Genomic DNA, 24,931 nt, shown 5'->3' with positions numbered 1-24,931 from the left:
CTAAGCTCCCGTCCGAACGCCGTATGCTGCCAGCCGCACCGATTCGTCGTACGCCCGGCAGAGCCTGATGATTCGCTGTTGCGCCGCCCGGTCCAGCAGGCCACGTTCGCGCAGCCAGTCGTCGTCGTACACGGTGTCGAGGTACTTCTCCCCCGCATCACACACCAGCACGATGACCGTGCTGCCCGCGGGCACATGCACGAGACGGCGCAACGCCACATGGATTGCGGCGCCGCCGGTTCCGCCGACGAGGATGCCGGTGCGCCGCGCGACCACCCGGGCGGTGGCGAACGCATCGATGTCGCCGACTCGGCAGTCCTCGTCGATGGCGTCGTATTTCACGTTGCCGCCCACCGGGAATCCGGCGGGGCTGCCCGCGCCGGACTGCCAGTAACCGCCGGCCGCACCGCCGAAGATGACGGAGCCCGTCGGTTCGACACCGAGGGCATGGACGCGGGAGCCGAGCCTGCGCAGTTCTTCGACCGTGCCGCAGAGGGATCCGCCGGTCCCGACGGCGCCGATCAGGTAGTCGACGTCGGTGTCGATATCGGCGAGCAGTTCGTGGGCGAGTTCGCGGTAGCCCGCGTTGTTGTGCGGATTGTTGTGCTGGTCGGGGCGGTACGCGCCGGTGCGGGCCGCGATCTCCGCGGCGATCCGCCTGCGCTCGACCGTGCTCGGCCCGCCGCCGGTGCCGCTGTCCACCGAAACGAGCTGCGCGCCCATCGCTTTCATCGCCCGCAGCTTGTCCTCGGCGGCGTGGCCATCGACCACGGCGGTGAAGGTGTAGCCGCGCTCCAGAGCCATGAGCGCGAGTCCGGTGCCGGTGTTGCCGGAGGTCGGTTCGACGATGTGCCCGCCGGGGCGCAGTTCGCCGCTGCGTTCGGCCTGCAGCACCATCTCCCGCGCCATGCGTACCTTCGCGGAGCCGGTCGGGTTGAACTGCTCCAGCTTCAGCAGCAGGCGGGTGCCGGTGCCAGTGCGGATGAGTTCGAGCAGCGGGGTGGAGCCGATGAGCTCGGAGGCTGAGCGGACGACGTTCTCGCGCCGCCGTGGGAGGTGCGCCACGGGGTCGTGCACAGCCACTTGCCGATGCGAATCCACGTATGCCTTCGTATCTACCTGTCCAAGCGCCACAGGAACCGGCCTTCCTGATGTGTGACGACTACCTTCGGCGGCAACGGGAGTTGGTGGAATTCGCTCTCGTTCTTGTCCATCTGGTAGCCCGCCGTATTCGGGTACAGCAGCAGGTCACCGTGTGCAGGCCGTTGCGGCAGCGGCACTTTGCGCCAGGTGAGGACGTCGTACTCCATGCAGCTCGCGCCGCCGACGCAGCTGGCGATCGGTTGCGCGGCCGGGTCCGTGCGCCGCGGCACCAGGATCGGAGCCAGCAGGAACTCGCTGCCTTTCCACTGCTCGGACACGCTCATGCTGAGCCCGTGCACGGTGGTGATGCCGTAGTCGGCGTTCTGTTTGAAACCGAGCACGGGGAACACGGTGAAGCCCGCATCGATGAGCAGCGCCCGGCCGGGTTCGATGAACAGCTGGATGTCGTTGTCGCGCAGGTGGCTTGCCAGTGTGCGACCGTCGAAGCCCGTAGTAAGGATGGCGTCCAGCATGTCGGCGCCGGTCGGCTCCTGCGCGTACGGGTAGAACTTCTCGAATCGTTTGCCCGCGTGGAACCAGTCGTCGCGCCGGTGGTCCAGGAACGCCTGCCAATCGTCGTCTCCCACGTAGCGGCAGGCGAAGCCGCCGCCGATCGAGAGGGCGGTGATCGGCAAGCCTTGCGCTTTAGTCTTGGCGCACAACTGGATCAGGTCGTAAGCCAATTCTGCCCGCGGTGCGACGGCGTAACCATCGAGGTGGAACGAGAATCCGATCAACTCGATCTGCGGCCGCCACTGCGCACACAGGGTCATCGCGGTATCGAGATCTGTTGCCGACAAACCGAATCGACTGTGCGGCGCGTTCGGCGGCAACCGGCGCAACAGGATCCGCACCCGCCCCGCGCTGCGCGCGATCTCCGCGACCCGGGCCAGCTCGTCGAGGGCATCGATGGCGATCACGCAGTCGTGCCTGGCGGCCAGCCGCAGCAGCGCATCGGTTTTGGCCGCCCCGGTCACCCCGATGTCGCGACCGCGAATGCCGTGCGCCAGCGCGTGCACCAGCTCCGGCTCGCTGGCGACATCCACGGCTCCGTCGAGATCGGCGATGGCAGGCAGCCAGCAGCCCGCCTTGTTCGCCTTCTTGCCGTAGTAGACCTGGCCATGCACACCATGCCCGGCCAGGGTTTCCTGGAAGGAGCGCAGATTTCGGGCGAACTGCTCCGGATAGACGACGTGGAACGGGCCCCCGACAGCATGGTGGATATCGAAGAGCAGCTGCGGGTCCGTGCGCACCCGGCGCTGCCATTCCTGTTCCAGCGCAGGCAGTGCGGGCAGATCGAGCAGTGCGGCGTTCAGGACCACAGTTCCACCCGCTGTCCACGTCCGGCCGCCACCGCGCGCGTCGCCAGTGCGTGCGCGACCGGGATGTCGGTGATGATCATGCCGCTGGCGAAAGCGAACACCCGATCGTCGCCGCCGGACCGTCCCGGTGCCCGCCCCGCCACGATGTCGGGCAGTTCGGCATCGATCACCGGCTGCCCCTCCGGTCCGGCAAGCCGGGTGCCGGTGACGCCGAGTTGCCCGGTGCTGGTGGCGATCGTGTAGTCGGCCGCGCGTAAGGCGCCGCTCTCGACACCCTTGCTGGCTACCGAGATCAGCAGCCCGCCCGGCGGCAGCCACTCGGTGCGCACCTTGGGATGCGCGGCCCGGCCGGAGGCGACGACGACGATGTCGGACTCGGCGACCGCCGCGGGCACGTCGTCGACCAGTTCGATGTCCCGGTCCGGGAACCAGCGGTGCAGTGCCGCAATGCTTTCCGCGATGCCGTCCGGGTGGGTGCCGAACAACCGCAGCCGCTCCAGGTTAGGCAGGGCGGTCAGCAAGTACGGCAATGTGTTACGGCTTTGGACGCCGGTGCCGATCATGAGCGCGCTCGTAGCGCCTTCGCGGGCAGCGTGTTTCGCGATGATCGCCGTGGTGGCCGGTGTGCGCGAGGCGCCGACGCGCTGGCAGTCCATGAACGCGAACGGCAGCCCGGTGGTGTCGTCGTAGAGGCTGATCGTCGTGTAGTACTTGTCCGCGCTCTCGCTGCCCTGCCGGTAGGAGGTCTTGAAACCGAGCTGGTCGAGCGAACCGTCGTAGCCGAGCATCGAGTACGACACCGCGTCGCGTTCGGTCTTCGGGATCGGCATCATCAGCTTCACCGGGCAGCGGGAATCGCCCTGCGCGAACGCCAGGTAGCCGTCCTCTACCAGGTCGATCACCTCGGCGGGCGGGAGGTCGATATCGGCCAGATCGGTGCGCGTGAGGATGTGCAGTGCGTTGCTCATAGAACTCCGATGTCGTTGGGCGAATCGAGCAGCCGTCCGGACGGCGGCACCCCATCCACCGGGCTGCGGGCCGGCGTGCTTGCCACGAATGCCGTTGGGGCAGCACACATCCCGATCCGAGAAAAAGCCATGTCAGCATCGTAGACTATCGGTAATGATTTTCATTAGCATTAAAAGTGAATTCGGGCACATGCACCGAGTCGGGCGCGACATACCCGCCGATCCGGCAGGTCCCGGCCCGATGGCTAACCTCGAGCTAATCTCCCGACCATGCCGATCAGGGAGGTGGTCTCGCGCTGCGCGCCGAAGGCGAAGCTGTGGTTGTGGCTCGCCTCCGCCGTCGTATCCCTGACGCTGGCCGCGGGCACCGTGTACTCGTGGACCCACGCCGGAAGCAGGCACGCGCCGGTCGCGGAGAAAGGCGTTACGGTGTCGAGCTACGCCGAAGCGGAAACCGCGGTGGCGCCGCACCTCCCCCAGGATCGCGTCGTGCCCCGGGTATCCACCGGCGTGCTGTTGAATGCGCTGCAATTCATCAACGCCCACAACGTGAAAGCCACCGGACATATCTGGCAGCACATCCCGCCCGGCTTTCCGGAAGACATCGAGCCCGGCGTCCTGCTACTCGAGGCCGAGGATCCGCACTGCCCCAAAAAGGTCTTCGAGTATCCACTCGGCGAGAACCGCGTGATCGTCTGGTCGTTCTCTACGGTCATCCGGCAGCAATTCAATTATGAGGACTATCCGCTCGATCACCAGGACATCTGGCTGCGGATGCGCCCGGTCGACATGATCCATCCGGTCCAGCTGGTGCCCTCGTTCGAGTCGTTCCCGCCGTGGGATGGCAAGGCCCTCAACGGCTTGGACCCCGACCTCGTATTCGGCGACTGGACACCCGATTACACGGTGTGGAGCCTGAACCGTCAGGAATACAGCATGCTGTCCCATCCCGGGCTGTCCAATACCGACGAGCTGTATTTCAACGTCGGCGTCAGCCGCGGCCTGCTCGGACCGATGCTCGGCCGGATCGTGCCGGTGCTGCTGCTCGCCGTCCTGATGTTCCTGTCGCTGTTCGTGATCACCACCGACCCCGACCGCCGGCCCATTTCGGGTTTCACCGCTTTCGCGATCATCACCTTCTCGGTGTCCACCGTGCTCGTCGTGGCGGTCAACGACAACGCCGCCCGCACCGAAATAGGCTCCGCGGGCATCTCCTACATCGAGTACTGGTACTTCACCCTCTATGTGATGACGCTGCTGGTTGCCCTCAACGCCACGATGTTGTTGCACGGTGCTTTCAGCAAAGCCGTCGCCTGGCGCGACAACCTGCTCCCGAAAATCCTGTTCTGGCCACTGTTCACCGGCATCATGTTCGCCGCGACGCTCGGCTACCTCGGGGTCTGACGAACCCGGTCAGCACGCAGCGAGCAACCATCTAGACAACAATTGCGACGAGGCCTTCGCGACGACCATTCCCCTCGGCAACCCAGCTACCGGCTACAGCCCGAGCGAGCGGACCAGATCGAGCATCTCGAGGTGGAAAAGCTTTGCGGGATCCTGTGATTGGGGAACGAGGTGGCCGTAGACCTCCAGCGCGATCAGTCCGTGCATGCGACCCCACATGCGTAACGCGAGACCGAGTGCGGCAGCGGGCAACTCGGGAAAGTCGGCGCGGACGTGGGTGACGAGACCCGCGTCGAAGTCGGACCATGTTGTGTCGCCGCGGTTTTGATGCTTCTGCGCGCTGGGCCACGCGGCGGCGGTCAGACCGACGAGGCCGGTGCACGCCCGCAATGCGGCGGTGGCGGCGGGTCCACCCGGCGGCGGCTGGTAGCCGGGCACCGGGTCGCCGTAGATGAGCCGGAACTCGGCGGGATGCTGAATTGCCCAGTCGCGCACGGCCTCACCCCACGCCACGATTCGCCCGGCGGGGTCGTCGGCGGGGACCGCGTCGCGCGCGGCCTCGACCCGGTCGACCAGGGCGGTGTACACGTCGGAGATCAGGGTGGAGATCAGGTCGTCACGGGTGGCGTAGTAGCCGTAGATGGCGCCGGCCGTCATGCCCATGTCGCGGGCGATGGCGCGCAACGAGACGGCGTCGGGGCCGCCCTCGGCCAATAACCGCAGGGCAATGGCCTTGATCTCACCGGACGCCTGCTCACGCATGCGCTCTCTGCGACTCTTCACGGCCTCCACCACGGTTGACACTCTACAGCGTTTGGCTACTATCACCCGTGTCGTTACTGAACGGCGTGTAGTAACTGGACAGCGTTTAGGGAGTACATCGTGCACATCGGGATTTTCGGCGCGACAGGCGTCATCGGCAGCCGCACCGTCGACGAGGCGACGCGACGCGGACATCGGGTGACCGCGTTCAGCCGGGATGCTGATCGCTTCCCCGCCGAGCGCGGCACCGTGACCTGGCAGGTCGCCGACTGGCTCGACGCCGACAGCATCGCGGCCGCCCTCTCCGGCCTCGACGTGGTGATCAGCGCGGTCAACGCCGGGCACGGCATCGCCGATACCATCGCGCGCGCAGGCGATTTCGTGGTCGGGGCGCAGGCGATGATCAGTGCGCTCGAACGGCACCCGCGAGTCCGGGTGATCGCCGTCGGCGGCGCGGGCAGCCTGGAGATCGCACCCGGCCTGCAACTGGTCGACACCGGCGCGGACTTCGTGCGCTCCCTCACCGAGGATCTCGGCGTGCCCGCCGAGTACGGCGAGGTGGTGCGGGCGTTGCGGGATGCGTTGAACGTGTACCGGCTGTCCAATCGCCACTGGACCTATCTCAGTCCCTCGGCCGGCCGGATCAACCCCGGCACGCGAACCGGCCGCTTCCGCGTCGGCGGCGACCAGTTGCTCATCGCCGCGGACGGGGCGCCCGATCTCTCGGCCGAGGATCTCGCCGTCGCCCTGCTGGACGAGGTCGAACAGCCGCGCTACCTCCAGCGCCGCTTCACGGTCGGTTACTGACGCAGTGCCCAGCACACTGCTGGGTGCACGGCTGTCCGAAACCTGTCGTACCCCTCTGCCACAATAGAAACCAGGTCGGACGTCGATCGAGTTGTTGCCCAACGTAATTGGCAACTCGACCGAGGAGGCGCAATGCCCGACGTTCCAGCTTCGATGCCCGACCCGCGTGAACCGATGTTTGTCGACGTCGAGCGGCTGGTCGAGCTGGCGGCTGAGATCGAACGGCATCGGTACCTGTTGCGCGCCGCCGCCGATGGCTATCGGTGGCGGATCGCGCGGCAGGTGGAACACCTGGATCCGCCGGATCGGGACATGCGTCTCGCGCACGCCGAGCGGTTGATCGACGCCTTGCTGATCGATCCGATCAAGCACAACAACCTGGACCTCGACGCCTACCGCGCCGTGCGCGATGGTGCGCCGATCGACTTCGACGCCGACCGCAGGACCTACGTGCTGCGCAGGCCCGGCCAGGAACCACTGCCGATTCGGCCAGGCCTGCCGGAACATCGCCTCGGCGTGATCGCCCGGCTCGCCGGACTCGGCCTGCGATTGGAGCAGATCCAGGTCGTCGCCCTCACCACGGCCCAGGCGGTCGGCCCGTTACGGGCGCCGACCACCACGCCGCAGGTGAAGCGCGGGACCACGAAGCCATCGCGGCGAACCGGTGTCGCCCATCAAGGTGAGCGGAAGCGCCGCGCCGACAACTGACTTCGACGCGTGGCGCCTGCCCGCTGGTCGACCGATCGGCGGCATCGCCCTGGCGTACCCCGGCCATGCTGATGCGGTGCGGTGGTCCCCCACACACCCGGGCCATCCGCACCGCATGAGGGACGAGAACCTCGCCGGACAGACTCCCCTCATGACAGTCCCTTGCTAATTTTCCCTCGCTGTTCCTATGCTGACAGGCACCTGATAGTGACTGTCAGATAGCGATCCCTGGAGGGGCGATGGCACAACCCACCATCCTCGAACGGCCGGAACCGCCCGCTCCAGCCCGGCGGTGGGGTGCGGCCGGGCGGTGGGGTGTCGCGATGGCGAGGCATCGCAAGATCGTGCTCGGCGTCTGGCTGCTTTTGGTCGTGGTGTGCGGCGCGGCCTATCCCGCGTTGCATGCCCGGCTCGGCACACCCGACTACTCGGTGCCCGGCTCCGACTCGGTCGCGGTCGATCATCTTGTCGCGGAACACTTCTCCCGGTTCGGCATCGAGCAGGACCTGATCGTCTTCCACTCGGCCGAGCACACCGTCGATACACCGGCATACCGCGCGACCATCGATCGGGCGATCACTGTCGCCAGGCAGACCTCGGGCGTGGCCGGGGCCATCGGCCCGTTCGACGGCAATGCCGCCCAGATATCCGCCGACCGGCACACCGCGTTCGGCATCATCGGCGTCGACGGCGACATCTCGGCCCGAGTACAGGTCGTGCAGGATTTACAGGCGGCCATCGAGACCGGACCAGGCGCGGGCACCCAGGTCATGCTCACCGGGTACGCGCCGATCCAGTCCGAGATGATGCAGATCGAGACGGCCGACCTGCAACGCGCGGAAACCCTCGGCATCCCCGTGGCGACGGTGCTGCTGGTGCTGGCACTCGGGGCATTGACCGCAGCTCTGCTACCGATCACGGTGACCGCGGCAGGCATCGCGGTAGCCGTCGGCGCACTCTTCGGCCTGACGACCTTCCTCGCCTTCGATTCCCTGGTGCTCTCGGTGGCGACGATGATCGCCACCGGCACGGCGATCGACTACGCGATGTTCATCGTCAGCCGCTTCAACGAGGAGCTGACCCGCCGCGGCGTCCGAAACCGCCGCGACCGCAACGCCATTCACGAGGCCGTCGGCGCGGCGATGGACACCACCGGCCGGACGGTGCTCGCCTCCGGGCTCATCGTGATGATCTCGCTGTGCTCGCTGGCCGTCGTCGGGCTGCCGATGCTGAACGGCATCGCCGTCGGCGTGGTCACCGCGGTACTCGCCACCATGACCGCCGCGTTCACCCTGCTGCCCGCGCTGCTCGCGACGCTGGGCCCGGCGGTGAATCGCGGAGCGCTGCCCGAGCGGATGCGTCCCGCGGAGGTGCGATCCGCGGCGGCGTCGAGCGCCTGGGCGCGGTGGGCGCACACCGTGATGGCACGTCCGGTGCTGTTCGGCACGGTCGGCGTCGCGCTCCTGATCGTGGCGGCCGCGCCGCTCACCGGCCTGCGCTACGGCGTCGACGTGGGCACCGACGCACTCACCGAGCGCCCCGCCGGTCAGGCGATCGCCCTGGTCGAAAAGAACTTCACCCCCGGCCTGCTGGCACCGATCGAGGTGGTCGCGACCGGCGCGGACACCGCACCGTTGACCAGTGCGGCCCGCGCGGAAGCCGACCAGTTCATCGGTGAACTTTCCCGTGACCCCCGGATCGCGACCGTGCTGCCGCAGTACGCGGACGGCCGGATGTTCGCGGCCGTCGTCCCGCGCGCCGCGTTCGGGTCCACCGACGCCGCCGATCTGGTCACCGATATGCGTTCCCGCGCAGCGTCTCTCGGCGACGCCGAGGTGCGCATCGGCGGCACCACCGCGCTGTTCGTCGATGTGTCCGAACGGATCACCGGTCGATTCCCCTGGGTGATCGCGCTGGTGCTGGCCGTCTCCTTCGCCTTCCTCGTCGCCGCGTTCCGCAGCCTTGTGCTGGCGGTGAAGGCGATCCTGTTGAATCTGCTGGCCACCGGTGCGGCACTGGGTATTACGGTCGCCGTCTTCCAGCACGGCATCGGCGAGTCGGCTCTCGGCTTCCACAGCACCGGGTTCCTCCAGATATACCTGCCGATGCTGGTGTTCGCCGTGTTGTTCGGTCTATCAATGGATTACGAGGTGTTCCTCATCCGCCGGATGAAGGAACACTGGGATGTGCACCACGACAATGCCGCGGCAGTCGCCGATGGGCTGCAACGCACTGCCAGGCCGATCACCGCGGCCGCCGCGATCATGGTGGCCGTCTTCGCCAGCTTCGTGACCGCGAATGTGCTGGAGCTCAAACAGATCGGGTTCGCGCTCGCGGTCGCCATCGCGATCGACGCGGTGCTCGTGCGGCTGGTGCTGGTGCCCGCGTTCATGCGGCTGTTCGGGCGCTGGAACTGGTGGCTACCGAAGCGGAAGTCGACTAGCGGAACATGGTCTCGATCTGGTCGATGATCGATCCGACGGCCTCGGTGTAGACGTCCTTCAGCCGCCCCGCGAAATCCATTCCGGCCCAATGGTCCAACGCCGCGACGCAACCCCAGACCGCGGTGGCCGCAGCCATCCGTACCCGTAAATCGTTGGCGGCGAAGCCGGTTCGTTCGGCGAACAGCATCCGGAACTGGTCCTCCAGCTCACGCATCTGCTTGGTCTGGCCGACCTTGATCTCCGGAATCGCCGCCGTGTATTGCAGCCGCTGGCGGATGCGCCGCTCCGACTCCTCGGTCAGCAGCGATTCGATCAACAGCGGGACGAGCATCCGCGCGACGGCGATCAGGCCCGCGGGTTCGACGGTGGTGCCGCCGCCTGCGGTGCGGATCGCCTCCAGCACCTTGGGGTCCGCCTCGTCGTGCAGCACGAGCATCTCTTTGGTGCCGAAGTAGCGGTACACCGAGCTGGGCGAGACCCCGGCCGCCGCGGCGACCCGTTCGATGGTGACATTGCGATACCCGTGCTCGTCGAACAGATCCAGCGCGACCCGCTGGATCCGGCTCATCGCCTCGATCTTCCTGCGCTCCCAGGAAGTGGACGGGAGCTCAACAGCGGCATCGGACATCATCGTTCAGAATACCGGGCGGAATCGGCCGCCACGGCCCCGACATGGGCGAAGGCCCCGGTCCAGTGGACCGGGGCCTTCGTCACAGGTGTCTATCAGGCGTTGCCGGAGAGCTTCTCCCGCAGTGCCGCCAGCTGCGCGTCGCTGGCCAGCGAACCGCCGGCCGACTCGGTCGAGCTGGAAGAGGAGGAGGACGCCTGCGCGCCGCCGCCGCTCTCGGAGGAGTAGTTGGACGAACCGCCACCGTTCGCGGCCTCGGCCGCGGCGTCGGCCGCCATCTTCTCCATCTGAGCGGTGTGCATCTTGTGGCGACGCTCCGCCTCGGCGTAACGGCCTTCCCACTCTTCGCGCTGCTTGTCGAAGCCCTCGAGCCACTCGTTGGTGTCGGGATCGAAGCCCTCGGGGAAGATGTAGTTGCCCTGGTCGTCGTAGCTGTCGGCCATGCCGTACTTCGACGGGTCGAACTCGGCGTGGTAGTCCTCGTTCGCCTGCTTCAGCGACAGCGAGATCCGGCGACGCTCCAGGTCGATGTCGATGACCTTGACCATCGCGTCGTCGCCGACGGCGACAACCTGGTCCGGGACCTCCACGTGGCGCTCGGCCAGCTCGGAGATGTGCACCAGGCCCTCGATGCCCTCTTCGACGCGCACGAACGCACCGAACGGAACCAGCTTGGTGACCTTTCCGGGCACGATCTGGCCGATCGCGTGGGTCCGGGCGAACTGACGCCACGGGTCTTCCTGGGTCGCCTTGAGCGAGAGCGAAACCCGCTCGCGGTCCAGGTCGACGTCGAGGACCTCGACGGTGACCTCGGTGCCGACCTCGACAACCTCGGAGGGATGGTCGATGTGCTTCCAGGACAGCTCGGAGACGTGCACCAGGCCGTCGACGCCACCCAGGTCCACGAAGGCACCGAAGTTGACGATCGAGGAGACCACACCCTTGCGGACCTGGCCCTTCTGCAGCTGGTGCAGGAACTCGCTGCGGACCTCGGACTGGGTCTGCTCGAGCCATGCGCGGCGGGACAGCACGACGTTGTTGCGGTTCTTGTCCAGCTCGATGATCTTGGCCTCGATCTCCTTGCCGACGTACGGCTGGAGGTCGCGGACGCGACGCATCTCGACGAGCGAGGCGGGCAGGAAGCCGCGGAGACCGATGTCGAGGATCAGGCCGCCCTTGACGACCTCGATGACGGTGCCCTTGACGGCCTCGTCCTTCTCCTTGAGCTCCTCGATCGTGCCCCACGCGCGCTCGTACTGAGCCCGCTTCTTCGACAGGATCAGGCGGCCTTCCTTGTCCTCCTTGGTGAGAACAAGAGCCTCGACCTCATCACCCACGGAAACGACCTCATTCGGGTCGACATCGTGCTTGATGGAGAGTTCGCGGGAAGGGATGACGCCTTCGGTCTTGTAACCGATGTCGAGCAGGACCTCGTCGCGGTCGACCTTGACGATGGTTCCTTCGACGATGTCGCCGTCATTGAAGTACTTGATCGTGGCGTCGATGGCGGCGAGGAAATCCTCGGCGGAGCCGATGTCGTTGACGGCTACCTGCGGCGAGGTGACGGTGGTGGGCATATGTCGGTTTGCTCCGGACGGATTGTGGTCGGTTGCGGACATTGGAACTTTCGGTACGCTGGCGAATTCACCGCGGTGGTGTGAAGACGGACACTAGGAACGTACCGCACGTAACGCACGTGAAACTCAGCACGGGTGGTTGACTCCGGTACGGCTGTACAGAAGGCACTCGCGCGTTCAGCGTACGCGACCTTGGTCCAGGCGGGCAAACCGGTCCGGCCGCCACGCCGGGATACGCTGACGGCGTGTCGGAAGATCGCCATGCAGAGGCAAACACACTGCTCGGAACCGCGGGAACCGCGCGCACCCGGATCGGCTCGGCCGCCAGTCAACAGGCCAGTCGCCGCTGGTGGGACGCCGACGCGGGCCAGTATCACGAGACGCACGCCGATTTTCTCGGCGTGGATTCCCCAGATGGCGAATTCGTCTGGTGCCCGGAGGGGCTGCACGAAGGCGACATGCGCTTCCTCGGCGAGGTGGCCGGCAAGCGGGTCCTGGAGATCGGCTGCGGGTCGGCGCCGTGCGCACGCTGGCTGGCCGGGCAGGGGGCACACCCGGTCGGGCTTGATCTGTCGATGGGCATGCTGGCGCGCGGCCGGGCCGCGATGGAGCGGGGCGGGCCGCAGGTGCCGCTGATCCAGGCCGGCGCCGAGATCCTGCCCTTCGCCGACGAGTCGTTCGACCTGGCGTGCTCGGCGTTCGGCGCGATTCCGTTCGTCGCGGATTCTGCCCAAGTGATGCGCGAGGTCGCCCGGGTGCTGCGGCCCGGCGGTCGCTGGGTGTTCTCGGTGAACCACCCGATGCGCTGGATCTTCCCCGACGATCCAGGCCCGGCCGGGCTCACCGCCGCCATCCCCTACTTCGACCGCACTCCTTATGTCGAGGTGGACAGCGAGGGTGAGCCGACCTACGTCGAGCACCACCGCACCATCGGCGACCGGGTCCGCGAAATCGTGGCGGCCGGGTTGCTGGTGGTGGACATCGTCGAACCGGACTGGCCGGAGTGGCTCGACCGCGAGTGGGGTCAGTGGAGCCCGCTGCGCGGCGAGATCTTCCCCGGCACCGCCATCTTCGTCACCGAGAAACCTGCGCGATGAAGACGACGGCGTCGGCGCCGTCGAGCGCCGCGGGCGACAGCGGACCGTAGCGGTGGTCCGTCGAGACGCGCGTGGTGACGTCCGAATCGAGAGCGGCGGTCAGTAATCGGGCGGGGAACAGTGCCCGGTCGGTGGTCGCGGCGGCAAGGACGGCGTGCAGGCTGCGCGGATCGTCCTGCGGTAACGGGGCATTCGCGCAGTGGCCGTAATCCGCCGCGATGAAGACGTACTCGGTGTTCAGGGTGGCCGCCGCGATGGCGCCTGCGCTCCACCAGCGCCACGAAAAGTCCGCGCCCTCCCAGTGGCCCTGCCAGCTGGACTCGGTCCGCTGGAGGTGGCTGTTGTGGGCGAACACCAGACAGGGCCCGCGATGTTTCTCGATGCGGACGATGTCGAGCAGGTTGTCCGCCATCATGCCATCGCGCAGCCCGAGCAGAACGGCGGCTCGGTCGGGACCCGGAGTAGCCATTGCGGCGTGGTAGCGGAGCAGGCCGTGGGCCATCCGGGCGAGCAGATAGGCGCGCTCGAAGTCGTTGTCGGAGCTGGCTTGTCGCAGACCGGGGGCCTCGGTGGTGTAGACCGCGAGCAGGTCGTCGGCGGCCAAGCGCAGTGTGCGGGCACGGTCGGTCTGGCCGATGGAGCGGCCCGCGTCCATCATCGCGTCGGGGTTCGTCCAGTCGGCGTCGTCGCCTAGCAGGGTGTCCAGGGTTTCGGCGTCGTGCGGAAGTCGTTCGGCGGGTACGTGTTCGCGTAGGTAGGCGTGTGCGCCGAGCAGCGTCGCGCGGGGACTCGGAGCGGCGGTGATCTCGGTCGGGGCGTCGAATCCGTAGCAGCGCACCTGGTATCGCGGATCGCGGCCGGTGTTGTAGTCACGCAGCCAGGCAATCAACTCGTGGTTGGACGGCCAGGCGTCGAAGCCGTGGTTGAAGCCCGCCGCGACAACGTCGGCCAATTCGCCGCGACCGGTCCGCACGTAGTCGTCGAGGACAGCCGCTGCGACGCAGTCGATTTCGAGGGCGATGGAGCGGTAGCCGTGGTGCTCGACCAGATACTTCAGGAGTTCGTTACGCAAAAGCGGGAAGGCCTCGACTCCGTGGGTCGGCTCGCCGAGGCCGAGCAGGGCGGGCGGCCAGTCGAGGGTGTCGAGGAATCGGCCGATGGTCGCGCCGGCATCGGTCTCGCCGCCGAACTGGAGACCGATGTCGTGCACGGAGAGTTGCCTGGTCATGCGGTGCCTTTCTGGGTGTTCCATCAGGTACCTTCGACCGTATCGTTGAACAATCGGTTGAGACTTTTCCTGGTGCTGGCTGGTAGCAACGCGCGCTAACCCTCAAACTAGGGAGATGGCAGCGCGAACTCTGCGGCCCGCCGACCTGGCTCGTGAGCACGGTTTGTCCACCCAGGCGGTCCGCAATTACGAAGACGAGGGAATCCTCCCGGCTGCCGAGCGCAGCGACGCCGGCTACCGCCGATACTCCGAAGTGCACGCTCGAGCGTTGCGCGCGTTCCTAGCCCTGCGCACGGGTTACGGGCATCAGACGTCCGCCGCGATGCTGCGGGCCGCGCATCGAGGCGACGAGGCCGCACTGTTCCGTCTCATCGACCAGGCGCACGCCGACCTGCTGCACGAGCGCAAGACGCTCGACGAGGTCGCCGCCGCCCTCGGCACCCTGGCCGCCGCGCCACGACCGGTCGAGGACCGGTCCCACGGCCTCACCATCGGCGCGCTGGCGCATCGCCTCGGCCTGCATCCCGCATCGCTGCGCAAGTGGGAAGAGGCGGGAATCCTTCGCCCGCACCGCGAACGGGCCACCGGCTACCGGATCTACCCACCCGACGTCGTGCGCGACGCCCACCTGACCCGGCAACTCCGTCGCGGCGGCTACCCGCTCGCCCGCATCAAACTCTTCGTGGATCACTTACGCGCTGTGGGAGATTCGGACGACCTGTCGGATGTGCTCGACGAATGGCGGGCGCGGCTCAACCGGCGCAGCCGGGCCATGCTCGCCGCCGCACCGCACCTGGACGCCTACCTCAGCGCAGACCGGTCCACCGAACCGGACGCGGCGGCGACTGAACACGAGTAGGCCCCGCCGCCATATTTTGTTCTGCGGCAGGGCCTTTCATAACGAACCGGTGGCGCAGTTCGCTTCGCCACCGGCCCTCGTGCTCATGATTTAGGTTTTCGGCCCGCCTGTTCGAGCGCCAGCCGTAGGGCGAATTCGATTTGGGCGTTGATGCTGCGCAGGTCGTCGGCCGCCCACTTCGCGATCGCCTCGTGGACGGCCGGATCGAGCCGTAGCAGCAGCTTCTTGCGCTCAGCCATGGGCTTCGGCGCTCAGTTGTAGAGCGAGCCGGCGTTCACGACAGGCTGGGTGGCTCTGTCACCGCAGAGCACGACCAGCAGGTTCGAGACCATGGCGGCGCGGCGCTCCTCGTCCAGTTCCACCACACCCTGCTCGGTGAGCCGGTCGAGCGCGAGGCTGACCATGCCGACCGCGCCCTCGACGATCTGGGTACGGGCGGCGACCACCTGGGAGGCCTGCTGACGAACCAGCATGGCCTGGGCGATCTCCGGGGCGTAAGCGAGGTGGGTGATGCGGGCCTCGAGCACCTCGATGCCGGCCAGCAGGGTGCGGTCGCGCAACTCGACGGTGAGCTCCTCGGCCACCTCGCTGCCGTCGCGCAGGCTGGTGCGGGTGTCGTCGTGCGAGTCGTAAGGGTGCGTGGTGGCCAGGTGCCGGACCGCGGCCTCGGACTGGGTCTGCACGTACTCCTCGTAGTCGTCGACGGCGAACGCGGCCTTGAAGCTGTCGACCACCTTGTAGACCACGACGGCCGCGATCTCGACCGGGTTGCCGTCGGCGTCGTTGACCTTCAGCTTCTGCGTCTCGAAGTTACGCACGCGCAACGAGATTCGCTTGCGGTCGGTCAGCGGCAGCACCGAGTAGAAGCCGGGATCGCTCACCGAACCGATGTAGCGGCCGAAGAACTGGACCACCTGGGCTTCGTTCGGGTTCACGATGATCAGGCCGGTCGCCGACAGCAGCAGCACGAGCACCAGGAAACTCGCGACGATCGCGCCGACGAGCGCGGGCACGTTGCCGTTCTGCGCCGCCGCGACGTAGCCGAGCGCCGCCGCGCCGCCGAACAACAGGGTGAGCACCAGCCACGCCACCAGCACCAAGAAGCCGTTGACGTGTAATGCGGGCCGAAGCTTCATGACATCCTCCAGGTATCAAAGTGATATCACGAAGATAGCAGACGATGGCGTTGGTCGGCACCAACGAATTCCGGGAATCGCACCGGTGGAGCGAAGCCCTGGGAGTTCCAAGCGGAGATTCCCAGGGCTGCGGTGGATCAGCTCGCGGCGGGACGGATGTTGCGGTTGAAGCGGAACATGTTGCGCGGGTCGTACTTTGCCTTCAGTTGCGCGAGACGCGCGTAGGTGTCGGGGGCGTATCCGGCGCGGGTTTGGGCCTCGTCGGCGTCGGCACCCGCACCGTAGAGGAAGTTGAGGCTGTGGCCGATGGTCCACGGGGCGAGAGCGTTGCCGATCTTGTCCTTGGCCGCGGTGGGGTCGGCGGGGTCGGTGATGACCCGGACGACGTAGGCGGCGTCGCGGTGGTCGACGACGATGCCGTTCCCGCGCGGCCTGCTCAGTGCTGCGCCGAGGTGGCGGAGGTCGACGACGGCGTCGGTGCCGGAGTCCGGGCCCGCGGCGGAGAGCAAGGCGGACAACGTTTCTGCGGTGAATTCACCGAGCAGAGCGTTGGTGGCCGCGTAGCCGTGCGGGTGATCGGGGTCGCTGTGGATGGTGTGCGATTCGGTGTAGGGCATCGGGCGCAGGTCGTCCTTCAGACGGTCGCCCACCGCCCGCAGCGGGGCGACCAGCCGTTCGCCTTCCTCGGCAGCACCGTTGAAAGCGATCCGGAACGAGGCCACGTAGCGGCCGCGCAGCGGGGCGGGGACCTGCGGGATGTCGGGGAAGGTCAGGGTGGCGACGGTGGAGGTCAGCTGGTCGGGAACCGTTGCGGTCCACTGCCGCCAGACCTCGAGGGCCTGCTCGACCAGCGGGGTGTCGAATACGAGCTGACCGCCGTACACCTCGGTGACGGGCAGCAGCGCCAGCTCGAGCGCGGTGACCACGCCGTAGTTGCCGCCGCTGCCGAGGACCGCGCCGAACAGCTCGTCGCCGGGGACGAGCTTGCGCACACGTCCGTCGGCGGTGACCAGCTCGATGGCGCGCACCTGCTCCGCGGCATAGCCGAATTCCCTTGCCAGCAGACCGATTCCGCCGCCGAGCAGATAGCCGACGACGCCGACCGAAGGCGAGGAACCGTTCAGCGGCGCGAGGCCGTGCGCAGCTGCCGCCTCGACCAGTGCACCGGCACGCACGCCGGCACCGACGCGTGCCGTCTTTGCCTCCGGGTCGATGTCGATGCCGGTCATCCGACGAGTGCTGATCAGCACTCCCCCGTCGGCCGCGACCGACAGGCCGTGCCCGGTCGCCTGCACCGCGACCGGAAGATCCTGCCCCGCGGCGTATTCCACCGCGGCGCGGACGTCTTCGGCGTGTACGGCACCGACGACCAGTGCGGGCCGGTGCGTGTACGCGGTCTGGAAGCCGGCGATCTCCTCGTCGTAGCCGGGGTCACCCGGGCGGAAGACCGGGCCGGTGAAGGTGTCGCTGTCGATGGTGTGCGCTGCGGTGTTTCCCATGCCTCCGACGATGCTCGCTGCCCGCCCAGAAGTACAACAGATAGATCTTCTCGAAGTTAGAATCAACAGTTATGGAACTGCGTCAGCTCCGCTACTTCGTCACTGTGGTGGAGGAAGCCAATTTCACCCGCGCCCCCGCCCGCCTGCACCTGGCACAACCGGGCCTGAGCGCACAGATCCGCCAGCTCGAACGCGAGCTCGGCCAGCAACTGCTCGACCGTGGCGGCCGCACGGTGACGCCGACCGAGATCGGCACGGCGGTACTGAAGCACGCCCGCGCCGCGCTCGCCGCCACCGAACGCATCACCGAGACCGTGGACGAGTTCACCGGCCTGCTGCGCGGTCACGTCCGCATCGGCCTGATCTCCGGTGTCGCCACCGAGGAGTTCGACGTCGCCGCCGTGATCGCGGACTTCCACGACGACCACCCCCAGGTCGGCATCAGCCTCACCGAGGACACCTCGGAGCGCATGCTGGCCGCGCTGAGCCGCGGCGAATTGGACGTCGCACTCGTCGGATTGACAGGCGCGGCAATGGATTCGGGCATCGGCCTGGATGTCGTGCTGGAAACGGCCGTCGTCGCCGCGGTAGCCGCCGGCGACCGAACCCACGGTGCCGACATCCCGCTCGCCGATCTACGCGATCACCCGCTGATCTGCCTACCCCGGGGCACCGGCCTTCGCGGTGTCCTCGAACGTTCCTGCGCGGCAGTCGGGTTCGAGCCGAACATCGCTTTCGAAGCCGCCGCTCCGCCACTGCTGCTCCAGCTGGCCGCCCGCGGCCTGGGCATCGCCGTCGTACCCGAGGTGACCGCCGCGGAGGCAAAGGCCTTCGGCGTACGCACGATCCGCATTATCGAACCCGAGCTACACGGTCGGCTGGCCCTGGCCTGGCGCACCGACCGCCCCGCCGCCCCCGCGGCAAAAGTCCTCATCGGCCAACTACGCATCGCACTGCGGCCATCGGAAGTGGTTGCGCCAGAGCCAAAGTAAGCCGCACACCCTTGGCATTACCCGCACGCCCGGTATAGGCGGTGTGCGGCTCAGGCAAAGGGTGTGCGGCTCAGCGAGTGGTCAGAGGAGGCGGGACAGGAACGCTTGGGTGCGTTCGTGTTTGGGGTTGGCCAGCAGTTCGCGGGGGGCGCCTGCTTCGACGATCACACCGGCGTCCATGAAGACCAGTTTGTCGGCTACCTCACGGGCGAAACCCATTTCGTGGGTGACCACGACCATGGTCATGCCGGACTGGGCCAGTTCCCGCATCACCTGGAGTACCTCGCCGACGAGCTCCGGGTCCAGCGCCGAGGTGGGCTCGTCGAACAGCATCAGCTTGGGGTCCATGGCGAGCGCGCGGGCGATGGCCACGCGCTGCTGCTGGCCGCCGGACAGCTGGGCGGGGTAGGCATTCGCCTTCTCCGCCAAGCCGACTCGGTCGAGCAGCTCCTGCGCCTTGGCCATCGCATCGGCCTTGCGGATCTTCTTGACCTGGATCGGCGCCTCGACCACGTTCTCCAGCACGGTGCGGTGCGGGAACAGATTGAAATGCTGGAACACCATGCCGATTTCGCGGCGCTGCCGGGCCGCCTCGCGCGGATGCAGCTCGTAGAGCTTGCCGTTCTTCTCCTGGTAGCCGACGAGTTCGCCGTCCACGTAGAGCCGACCGGCGTTGACCTGCTCGAGGTGGTTGATGCAGCGCAGGAAGGTGGACTTGCCCGAACCGGACGGCCCGATCACGCACAGCACCTCGCCGCGCCCGATCTCCAGCGAGACACCCTTGAGCACCTGCAGCGCACCGAAGTTCTTGCAGACCCGGTCCGCGACAATCATCGGTTGAGCGTCCTTCGCGACGCTCGTGTCCGCACTCATTTCGCCTTCACAATCGTCTGGGCGTCGGCCAGGTCCTGCAGCTGCTTACCGGTCAGCTGCCTGGACAGGCCGCGCGAGTAGTAGCGCTCCAGGTAGAACTGCCCGACCATCAGCACGCTGGTGATCGCGAGGTACCAGGTGGCGGTGACCAGCAGCAGCGGAATCGGCTGGAAGTTCACGCCGTAGATCTCGCGAGCCCGGCCGTAGAGGTCGGTGCTCAACGGCAACGCCGTGACCAGCGAGGTGGTTTTCAGCATGCCGATGAGCTCGTTGCCGGTGGGCGGGATGATCACCCGCATCGCCTGGGGCAGCACCGTCCTGCGCATGGTCAGGCTCCAGGACATGCCGAGCGCGGTCGAGGCCTCGCGCTGTCCTTCACCGACGGAATTGATGCCTGCGCGCACGATCTCGGCCATGTAGGCGGCTTCGTTGAGCCCGAGGCCGATCACCGCGAAGGTGAACGCGGCCTGCATGTTCTGCACGTTCAGCTCGAACAGGTGCGGGCCCCACGGGACGCCGAGCACGATCTGCTTGTACAGCGACGGGAACAGGCCCCAGAACACCAACTGCACGAAAACCGGTGTGCCACGGAAGATCCAGAGATAGACCCAGGCCGCCGAGCGCAGCACCGGGTTCGGCGACAGCCGCATCACCGCGAGCAGTGTGCCGAGCGAGACGGCGATCGCCATGGCGAGCACGGTCAGTTCGAGGGTGACCACCGCGCCGGCGAGAATCCGGCTGTCGAACAGGTACTTCCGGTAGGTACCCCACTGGTATGCGTCATTGGTCGCGGCACCGTAGACGAACAGTGCGACGAGCACCAGGATGACCGCGGCGGCGATCCACCGGCCGGGCCTACGCAGCGGAACCGCTTTGATCGGTTCCGGTTCGTTGGCATCCTCTGCCACACCGGGCCCGGGGTCGCCGGGCTCCGGCTTGGTTTCGTTCGAGGTCATGCGATCAGCTCGCGGCGCCGTTGATGACCGACTTGGTGATGGCGCCTTCCTCGACGCCCCAGTTCTTGGCGATCTCCAGGTACTTGCCGTTGTCGACCAGGCTCTGCACGGCCTGCTGCAGCACGGCGGCCAGCGGCGAACCCTTGGCCACCGCCCAGCCGTAGAGCGCCGCACCGTAGGCCGCCGCGCTGGTCTTCTCGATCTTGCCTTCGCTCTTCTGGATCGCGTACACCGTCACCGGCAGGTCCGCGGCCATGGCGTCGACCTGGCCGAGCATCAGCGCGTTGGTCGCGGCGCTCTGCTCCTCGAAAGACTTGATGTCGATCGCGGGCTTGCCTTCGTCCTGGCACTTCTTGCTTCTGGCCGGCAGATCGTCGGTGTCCTGGATGGTGGTCGCCTGCACGGCGACCCGCTTGCCACAGGCGTTGTCCGGGTCGACCGGCTTGCCCTTCTGCTGCGCCCACTGGGTGCGCACGTTGAAGTAGGTCGTGAAGTCGACCTGCTGCTCGCGCTCCTTGGTGTCGGTGATCGAGGACATACCGACGTCGTAGGTGCCGGCCTGAATGGTGGGGATGATCTTCTCGAAGGCGGACTCGAGGTACTCGGCCTTCACACCCAGGGTCGCGGCGACGGCATCCATCAGGTCGACGTCGTAACCGACGATCTTGCCGCTGGGATCCTTGTACTCGTTGGGCTGGTACGGAATGTTCACGCCGACAACGAGCTTGCCGGACTGCTTGATCTTGTCGGGGAGCTGCGCCGCGATCGAGTCGTTCTTCTCGACCTTCACCTTCTCCACGGCGGGTCCGGAGTCTTCGGTGTTACTACAGCCCGTCAGGACAAGTGCGCCTCCGGCGAGTACGCACACCGCCTGCAGGGCGCGCCTGCCAAGAACCGATCGAACAGACACAGCAGCCCTCCACATTTCGGATTCAAGAAACCCGGGTGTCACCACCCGTTGGCAATCTAAGCGACCGAGACGCTTCGTGCTGGACAGTAACGGAACTTTCATCCGTTCCTTGCTGAACACTCCGAGCTACCACACTCTGACTACCGGCGGTGGACCCTAGCACAAACTTGTTCGGTGAACTCGCTGGTCGATGCCAGTCCGCCCAGGTCCGCCGTGGCGATGCCCGCTTCGAACGCGGCGGCGACACCCCGTTCGATGCGCTCGGCGGCGTGCTGGAGGTCGCCGCGGCGGTCGCGAGTCCCCAACCAGCGCAACAGCATTGCCGCCGACAGTTGCAGGGCGGCGGGGTTGGCGCGGTTGCGCCCCGCGATGGTCGGCGCCGCGCCGTGCACCGCCTGCGCCATCGCGTGCGTCGCCGAGCAGTTGAGCGAAGCGGCCGGCCCGAGCGAACCGCTCAGCTCGCCCGCCAGGTCGGACAGGATGTCGCCGAACAGGTTCTCGGTGACCAGCACGTCGTAATCGGCGGCCGCGCGCACGAGATGGGCGGCCGTCGCGTCGACGTGTTCGTCGGTGACCTCGACCCCGGGATAGGCGTGGGCAATTTCATAGCACACGTCGCGGAACAGACCCATCGTCATCGGCAGCACGTTGGCCTTGTGCACAATGGTCAGTCGCTTGCGGCGCGTCGTGGCGAGCCGCAGCGCCTCGTGCGCAATCCGCTCACAGGCCTGCCTGGTCACCACGCCGACCATCATGGCGACGTCCTCGGTCGGCCGGAACTCTCCCGACCCGGCGAACATATTGCGATCGGCGTAGAAACCTTCGCTGTTCTCCCGGACGATGACCAGATCGATCGTCGGCGCGGCCGCCCGCACACCGGCGAACGCACGGGCCGGACGGATGTTCGCGTACAACCCGAAGCGCTTGCGAATGGCACCGCCCGGCGCGACCGCGGTGCGGTGCTCCGCCGGGTAGGAGGCGTTGTCGTGCGGGCCGAGGATCCAGGCGTCCACGCCGTCCAGTGCCTGCAAGGTCTGCTCCGGCAACGGGTCGCCGTATTCTTCGATGGCCCGATGCCCCATCAGCAGCGGCACCCATTCGATCGGCGCGGCACCCGCCGCCGACACCGCCTCATCGACGACCTGCCGGGTGGCCTGCACCACTTCCGGTCCGATGCCGTCGCCGTCGATCAGTCCCAGTCGCACCACCTCATCCTCGCGCCCCGCTGCGCCCACGGGCGCACCGACCCACCGACCGCTACCGTCCGGAGGCCATCTGGTCAGGCGGGATTTCCCGGCGGCCGGCCTGGGTATACGGCCAGAGGACGGCGACCAGCGCCGCGCGTGCCGATCGGCCGTGGATGATTTAGGCAATGGCCGGCGTTGCAGTCGGCATACCGAATACGAGAGGACGTCATGGCCACCCAGACGCTGACCGAGAAAAATTTTGACGAGGTAGTCACCGGAAACGACGTGGTCCTCGTCGATTTCTGGGCTGAGTGGTGCGGCCCGTGCAAGAGCTTCGCACCCACCTTCGAAGCCTCTTCGGAGAAGCACGCCGATGTCGTGTACGGCAAGGTCGACACCGAGTCCGAGCAGGGGCTCGCGGCCGCCGCCAACATCCGCTCCATCCCGACCATCATGGCTTTCCGCGAGGGAGTGCTGGTGTTCGCCCAGCCCGGCGCGCTGCCCGCCGCCGCGCTGGAGGACCTGGTCACCCAGGTGAAGGAGCTGGACATGGACGAGGTGCGCAAGCAGCTGGCCGAGCAGCAGGCCGGCGCCGAGCAGTAACTCGCTGAACCAGAAGGGCCGTTCGATGAACGGCCCTTCTGCTGTGTCAGCTACCGAGCAGGTTGACGCCGGCAATCATCGCGCGAACCGTCGATTCCGCGCTGTCGTCGGCCAAAGCTGCACCCCAGCCTCGTCGACCATTGCACTCGCACTGCACGAAGGTCGCGGTGCCCTCGCCGGTGCGACGCTGGTGGAACTGCAGAATTTCGACGTGGTAGCCCTCCTCGTAGAGGGCCGAGGTCATCGCCGCGACGAGGCTGCCGGAGGCGACCACCGTGCGCAGGTGGTCGGTGAACTCCAGCGTCACGGCGAAATCGGCGCTTCGGCTACCCGCGGGCGACCAGTCACCGAGCCGAATCGGCCCGGTGTGCTCGCAGTAGCGGTCATGGAACTGCGCCGGGGTGAGGTCGGCACTTTCGTGGCGCAGACCCTTGGGGGCGGCGGCATGGAACGCGTGGGTATCGAGAGTGAGGATTGTCATTGAAAGTAGGTCTTCCCGAGGAATGTCGTGGCTCAGTTGACAGAGGGGACCAGCACTAACAAGTCATTCAGCCCGCAGCGAGGGGGCCGGTCCGAATCAGACCCCGCTACGGCGGGTTACTACGAGGAGAAGTCGCCGCTGCGCCACCATCGCGGTAAGCGGAATTAGCGCGGCGCTGTCGCGGTCTGCGACGTTGAGCGCTGCGCTGTGGCGGTCGGCGGGATTCGGCACGCGCTTGAGGATAGGGACATCTCAGCGCAATAGCAACCATATTTGATGCCCGATTTGTCTACCGGCCGGTAGCCTTTGCCCAGCTCAGGGCCGCACAGCGGCAATGCGGGCCGATCACGGCCGTTATGCGCGGCACATGTTCAGCTCGGCGTCATCTACACGACATCTGCACAGGCGTGTCGGGAAGGCGTGTCGCGTTGGTGGAACGACGAGATCCGGGCCCGTGGACCCGGATCGCGTGACGTGGTCCGATCGGCGGACCTTGCATTGAGTGCGGTGGATCAGTGGACGACGACCTCGTTCAACTTGCCGGTGGCCACGTCGAAGATGAAGCCGCGGATCGAATCCTTGTGCGGCACGAACGGACTCGCGACGATGCGGGCAATCGATTGGCGCACATCGGTTTCCAGGTTCGTGAACGCCTCCGCCGCCCACTCCGGCTTGATGCCGACCTCCCGCTGGATCGACGACTTGAAGTCGTCGTCGGTGAAAGTGAGCATGCCGCAGTCGGTGTGGTGGATCAGGATGATCTCGCGGGTACCGAGCAGGCGCTGGCTGATCGCCAGCGAGCGGATCTCGTCGGCGGTGATCACGCCGCCCGCGTTCCGGATGACGTGCGACTCCCCCTCCTGAATGCCAAGCGCCCCATAGACATTCAGCCGGGCGTCCATGCATGCCACCACCGCGACATGCTTGGCGGGCGGCAGCGGCAGCGGTCCGGTGAAGCTGCTCGCATAGGCGGCGTTGTTCTCCAGGTACTCATCGGTGACGGTCATGGGCGGTCCCCTGCGTTAGGTATGCGTGGTTGTTTATATGTGGCGTGGCCCACGATAAATTCGCGCGGGCTCGAGCGGACCGGTCCTGCTCACCGTGATTCGTTTACTGGCGTGCCGACAGCGACACATGCTCGCCTCACATTGCCCCGGCGATTCGCTTGCGCAACTGGACGGCGACACCGCATTCCCATGCGAATCGGACGGCCCGCTGCCCTCGCGACCCGGCGTCACCGACAGGGATGGCCCTGGCGACCGGAGCACGCAGGGGTCGCGGGAGCGCCACACGCTGTCGGGGCGGCCGCACGCGTCGACGCTGCCGCACTTTCGACGTTCCCGCGAT

Annotated in this window: 24 protein-coding genes; 8 read left to right on the top strand and 16 right to left on the bottom strand. The window is 67.0% G+C overall.

From position 1 onward, the window contains the following. From DBO33_RS13195 to DBO33_RS13185, 3 genes are read right to left on the bottom strand one after another with little or no spacing between them, the layout of a single operon-like run. Positions 1-1,077, bottom strand: coding sequence for a PLP-dependent cysteine synthase family protein (locus tag DBO33_RS13195; protein ID WP_234391362.1), 1,077 nt, complete (start codon positions 1,075-1,077; stop codon positions 1-3). A gap of 38 nt (positions 1,078-1,115) precedes the next feature. Then, positions 1,116-2,465 carry an alanine racemase gene (locus tag DBO33_RS13190; protein WP_107655294.1) on the bottom strand — a complete coding sequence of 450 codons (1,350 nt, stop codon included), beginning with the start codon at positions 2,463-2,465 and terminating at the stop codon, positions 1,116-1,118. Continuing rightward, positions 2,456-3,433, bottom strand: coding sequence for an ornithine cyclodeaminase (locus DBO33_RS13185; protein WP_107655293.1), 978 nt, complete (start codon positions 3,431-3,433; stop codon positions 2,456-2,458). The genes DBO33_RS13190 and DBO33_RS13185 overlap by 10 nt, the downstream gene beginning before the upstream one ends. Positions 3,434-3,703: 270 nt before the next feature. Between DBO33_RS13185 and DBO33_RS13180 the strand changes: the two genes are divergently transcribed. Next, positions 3,704-4,837 carry a hypothetical protein gene (locus DBO33_RS13180; protein ID WP_107655292.1) on the top strand — a complete coding sequence of 378 codons (1,134 nt, stop codon included), beginning with the start codon at positions 3,704-3,706 and terminating at the stop codon, positions 4,835-4,837. A 93-nt stretch (positions 4,838-4,930) separates the two neighbouring features. Here the strand turns inward: DBO33_RS13180 and DBO33_RS13175 are convergent, their stop codons facing one another. Then, complete coding sequence (locus tag DBO33_RS13175) at positions 4,931-5,620, bottom strand: TetR/AcrR family transcriptional regulator (RefSeq protein WP_234390815.1); 690 nt, start codon at positions 5,618-5,620, stop codon at positions 4,931-4,933. Positions 5,621-5,719: 99 nt separating this feature from the next. On the opposite strand from DBO33_RS13175, the gene DBO33_RS13170 reads away from it, so the two are divergent. The 3 genes from DBO33_RS13170 to DBO33_RS13160 all read left to right on the top strand — a co-directional run bounded on the left by DBO33_RS13170 (position 5,720) and on the right by DBO33_RS13160 (position 9,585). Continuing rightward, complete coding sequence (locus tag DBO33_RS13170; RefSeq protein WP_107655291.1) at positions 5,720-6,406, top strand: NAD(P)-dependent oxidoreductase; 687 nt, start codon at positions 5,720-5,722, stop codon at positions 6,404-6,406. Between the two features lie 132 nt (positions 6,407-6,538). Then, entirely contained in the window at positions 6,539-7,114 is a 576-nt protein-coding gene (locus DBO33_RS13165; RefSeq protein ID WP_159080232.1) for a hypothetical protein, read from the top strand. Positions 7,115-7,353: 239 nt separating this feature from the next. Then, on the top strand, positions 7,354-9,585 hold the full coding sequence (locus tag DBO33_RS13160) for an MMPL family transporter (protein ID WP_107655289.1): 2,232 nt from the start codon (positions 7,354-7,356) through the stop codon (positions 9,583-9,585). Here DBO33_RS13160 and DBO33_RS13155 read toward each other — a convergent pair. Together DBO33_RS13155 and rpsA are read right to left on the bottom strand one after the other, a co-directional pair. Then, on the bottom strand, positions 9,554-10,186 hold the full coding sequence (locus DBO33_RS13155) for a TetR/AcrR family transcriptional regulator (protein ID WP_159080231.1): 633 nt from the start codon (positions 10,184-10,186) through the stop codon (positions 9,554-9,556). The two genes, DBO33_RS13160 and DBO33_RS13155, sit on opposite strands and share 32 nt — an antisense overlap. 95 nt (positions 10,187-10,281) lie before the next feature. After that, positions 10,282-11,763, bottom strand: a complete 1,482-nt coding sequence (gene rpsA, locus DBO33_RS13150; RefSeq protein WP_107655287.1) for a 30S ribosomal protein S1 — start codon at positions 11,761-11,763, stop codon at positions 10,282-10,284. Between the two features lie 245 nt (positions 11,764-12,008). Here rpsA and DBO33_RS13145 point away from each other — a divergent pair, with 245 nt between their 5' ends. Next, positions 12,009-12,860, top strand: a complete 852-nt coding sequence (locus DBO33_RS13145; RefSeq protein ID WP_107655286.1) for a class I SAM-dependent methyltransferase — start codon at positions 12,009-12,011, stop codon at positions 12,858-12,860. On the opposite strand, the gene DBO33_RS13140 is transcribed toward DBO33_RS13145, so the two are convergent. Next, positions 12,838-14,112: an erythromycin esterase family protein gene (locus tag DBO33_RS13140; RefSeq protein ID WP_234390814.1), complete on the bottom strand. Its 1,275-nt coding sequence runs from the start codon at positions 14,110-14,112 to the stop codon at positions 12,838-12,840. The two genes, DBO33_RS13145 and DBO33_RS13140, sit on opposite strands and share 23 nt — an antisense overlap. Before the next feature lie 91 nt (positions 14,113-14,203). Here DBO33_RS13140 and DBO33_RS13135 point away from each other — a divergent pair, with 91 nt between their 5' ends. Then, positions 14,204-14,947: a MerR family transcriptional regulator gene (locus tag DBO33_RS13135; RefSeq protein WP_234390813.1), complete on the top strand. Its 744-nt coding sequence runs from the start codon at positions 14,204-14,206 to the stop codon at positions 14,945-14,947. An 83-nt stretch (positions 14,948-15,030) separates the two neighbouring features. On the opposite strand, the gene DBO33_RS43540 is transcribed toward DBO33_RS13135, so the two are convergent. The 3 genes from DBO33_RS43540 to DBO33_RS13125 form a co-directional block, all read right to left on the bottom strand. After that, complete coding sequence (locus tag DBO33_RS43540; protein WP_186818832.1) at positions 15,031-15,186, bottom strand: hypothetical protein; 156 nt, start codon at positions 15,184-15,186, stop codon at positions 15,031-15,033. 12 nt (positions 15,187-15,198) lie between these two features. Next, the gene (locus tag DBO33_RS13130; RefSeq protein ID WP_107655284.1) at positions 15,199-16,083 is read right to left on the bottom strand and encodes an SPFH domain-containing protein; all 885 of its coding nucleotides are present in this window, start codon (positions 16,081-16,083) and stop codon (positions 15,199-15,201) included. 137 nt (positions 16,084-16,220) lie between these two features. Continuing rightward, complete coding sequence (locus DBO33_RS13125; RefSeq protein ID WP_107655283.1) at positions 16,221-17,582, bottom strand: FAD-binding oxidoreductase; 1,362 nt, start codon at positions 17,580-17,582, stop codon at positions 16,221-16,223. A 71-nt stretch (positions 17,583-17,653) separates the two neighbouring features. Here DBO33_RS13125 and DBO33_RS13120 point away from each other — a divergent pair, with 71 nt between their 5' ends. After that, positions 17,654-18,574 (top strand): LysR family transcriptional regulator, encoded by a 921-nt coding sequence (locus DBO33_RS13120; protein ID WP_107655282.1) that lies wholly within the window; start codon positions 17,654-17,656, stop codon positions 18,572-18,574. A gap of 81 nt (positions 18,575-18,655) precedes the next feature. Here the strand turns inward: DBO33_RS13120 and DBO33_RS13115 are convergent, their stop codons facing one another. The 4 genes from DBO33_RS13115 to DBO33_RS13100 all read right to left on the bottom strand — a co-directional run bounded on the left by DBO33_RS13115 (position 18,656) and on the right by DBO33_RS13100 (position 22,518). Continuing rightward, on the bottom strand, positions 18,656-19,408 hold the full coding sequence (locus DBO33_RS13115; protein WP_107660224.1) for an amino acid ABC transporter ATP-binding protein: 753 nt from the start codon (positions 19,406-19,408) through the stop codon (positions 18,656-18,658). A gap of 35 nt (positions 19,409-19,443) precedes the next feature. Further along, complete coding sequence (locus DBO33_RS13110; RefSeq protein WP_234390812.1) at positions 19,444-20,403, bottom strand: amino acid ABC transporter permease; 960 nt, start codon at positions 20,401-20,403, stop codon at positions 19,444-19,446. A gap of 4 nt (positions 20,404-20,407) precedes the next feature. Beyond that, positions 20,408-21,328, bottom strand: coding sequence for an ABC transporter substrate-binding protein (locus DBO33_RS13105; RefSeq protein ID WP_167769008.1), 921 nt, complete (start codon positions 21,326-21,328; stop codon positions 20,408-20,410). A 125-nt stretch (positions 21,329-21,453) separates the two neighbouring features. Then, positions 21,454-22,518 carry an isocitrate/isopropylmalate dehydrogenase family protein gene (locus DBO33_RS13100; protein ID WP_234390811.1) on the bottom strand — a complete coding sequence of 355 codons (1,065 nt, stop codon included), beginning with the start codon at positions 22,516-22,518 and terminating at the stop codon, positions 21,454-21,456. A 210-nt stretch (positions 22,519-22,728) separates the two neighbouring features. On the opposite strand from DBO33_RS13100, the gene trxA reads away from it, so the two are divergent. Then, positions 22,729-23,103 (top strand): thioredoxin, encoded by a 375-nt coding sequence (gene trxA, locus DBO33_RS13095; protein ID WP_107655280.1) that lies wholly within the window; start codon positions 22,729-22,731, stop codon positions 23,101-23,103. A gap of 46 nt (positions 23,104-23,149) precedes the next feature. On the opposite strand, the gene DBO33_RS13090 is transcribed toward trxA, so the two are convergent. Beyond that, the gene (locus DBO33_RS13090; RefSeq protein ID WP_107655279.1) at positions 23,150-23,584 is read right to left on the bottom strand and encodes a 2-isopropylmalate synthase; all 435 of its coding nucleotides are present in this window, start codon (positions 23,582-23,584) and stop codon (positions 23,150-23,152) included. A 512-nt stretch (positions 23,585-24,096) separates the two neighbouring features. Beyond that, positions 24,097-24,591, bottom strand: a complete 495-nt coding sequence (locus tag DBO33_RS13085) for a beta-class carbonic anhydrase (protein WP_107655278.1) — start codon at positions 24,589-24,591, stop codon at positions 24,097-24,099. Positions 24,592-24,931: the final 340 nt, after the last annotated feature.

Source organism: Nocardia suismassiliense, from assembly GCF_900269665.1.
GTDB lineage: Bacteria > Actinomycetota > Actinomycetes > Mycobacteriales > Mycobacteriaceae > Nocardia > Nocardia suismassiliense.
The sequence above is the reverse complement of the archived record's forward strand: the minus strand, read 5'-3'. Positions and strand labels throughout refer to the sequence as shown.

Excerpts from the sequence above, each read along its gene's own strand:
- DBO33_RS13110 (WP_234390812.1), bottom strand. The coding sequence starts at position 20,403 with ATGACCTCGAACGAAACCAAGCCGGAGCCCGGCGACCCCGGGCCCGGT.
- DBO33_RS13105 (WP_167769008.1), bottom strand. The coding sequence starts at position 21,328 with ATGTGGAGGGCTGCTGTGTCTGTTCGATCGGTTCTTGGCAGGCGCGCC.
- DBO33_RS13120 (WP_107655282.1), top strand. The coding sequence starts at position 17,654 with ATGGAACTGCGTCAGCTCCGCTACTTCGTCACTGTGGTGGAGGAAGCC.
- DBO33_RS13165 (WP_159080232.1), top strand. The coding sequence starts at position 6,539 with ATGCCCGACGTTCCAGCTTCGATGCCCGACCCGCGTGAACCGATGTTT.
- DBO33_RS13180 (WP_107655292.1), top strand. The coding sequence starts at position 3,704 with ATGCCGATCAGGGAGGTGGTCTCGCGCTGCGCGCCGAAGGCGAAGCTG.
- rpsA (WP_107655287.1), bottom strand. The coding sequence starts at position 11,763 with ATGCCCACCACCGTCACCTCGCCGCAGGTAGCCGTCAACGACATCGGC.
- DBO33_RS13140 (WP_234390814.1), bottom strand. The coding sequence starts at position 14,112 with ATGGAACACCCAGAAAGGCACCGCATGACCAGGCAACTCTCCGTGCAC.
- DBO33_RS13155 (WP_159080231.1), bottom strand. The coding sequence starts at position 10,186 with ATGTCCGATGCCGCTGTTGAGCTCCCGTCCACTTCCTGGGAGCGCAGG.
- DBO33_RS43540 (WP_186818832.1), bottom strand. The coding sequence starts at position 15,186 with ATGGCTGAGCGCAAGAAGCTGCTGCTACGGCTCGATCCGGCCGTCCAC.
- DBO33_RS13085 (WP_107655278.1), bottom strand. The coding sequence starts at position 24,591 with ATGACCGTCACCGATGAGTACCTGGAGAACAACGCCGCCTATGCGAGC.
- DBO33_RS13160 (WP_107655289.1), top strand. The coding sequence starts at position 7,354 with ATGGCACAACCCACCATCCTCGAACGGCCGGAACCGCCCGCTCCAGCC.
- DBO33_RS13115 (WP_107660224.1), bottom strand. The coding sequence starts at position 19,408 with ATGATTGTCGCGGACCGGGTCTGCAAGAACTTCGGTGCGCTGCAGGTG.
- DBO33_RS13125 (WP_107655283.1), bottom strand. The coding sequence starts at position 17,582 with ATGGGAAACACCGCAGCGCACACCATCGACAGCGACACCTTCACCGGC.
- DBO33_RS13130 (WP_107655284.1), bottom strand. The coding sequence starts at position 16,083 with ATGAAGCTTCGGCCCGCATTACACGTCAACGGCTTCTTGGTGCTGGTG.
- trxA (WP_107655280.1), top strand. The coding sequence starts at position 22,729 with ATGGCCACCCAGACGCTGACCGAGAAAAATTTTGACGAGGTAGTCACC.
- DBO33_RS13135 (WP_234390813.1), top strand. The coding sequence starts at position 14,204 with ATGGCAGCGCGAACTCTGCGGCCCGCCGACCTGGCTCGTGAGCACGGT.
- DBO33_RS13185 (WP_107655293.1), bottom strand. The coding sequence starts at position 3,433 with ATGAGCAACGCACTGCACATCCTCACGCGCACCGATCTGGCCGATATC.
- DBO33_RS13090 (WP_107655279.1), bottom strand. The coding sequence starts at position 23,584 with ATGACAATCCTCACTCTCGATACCCACGCGTTCCATGCCGCCGCCCCC.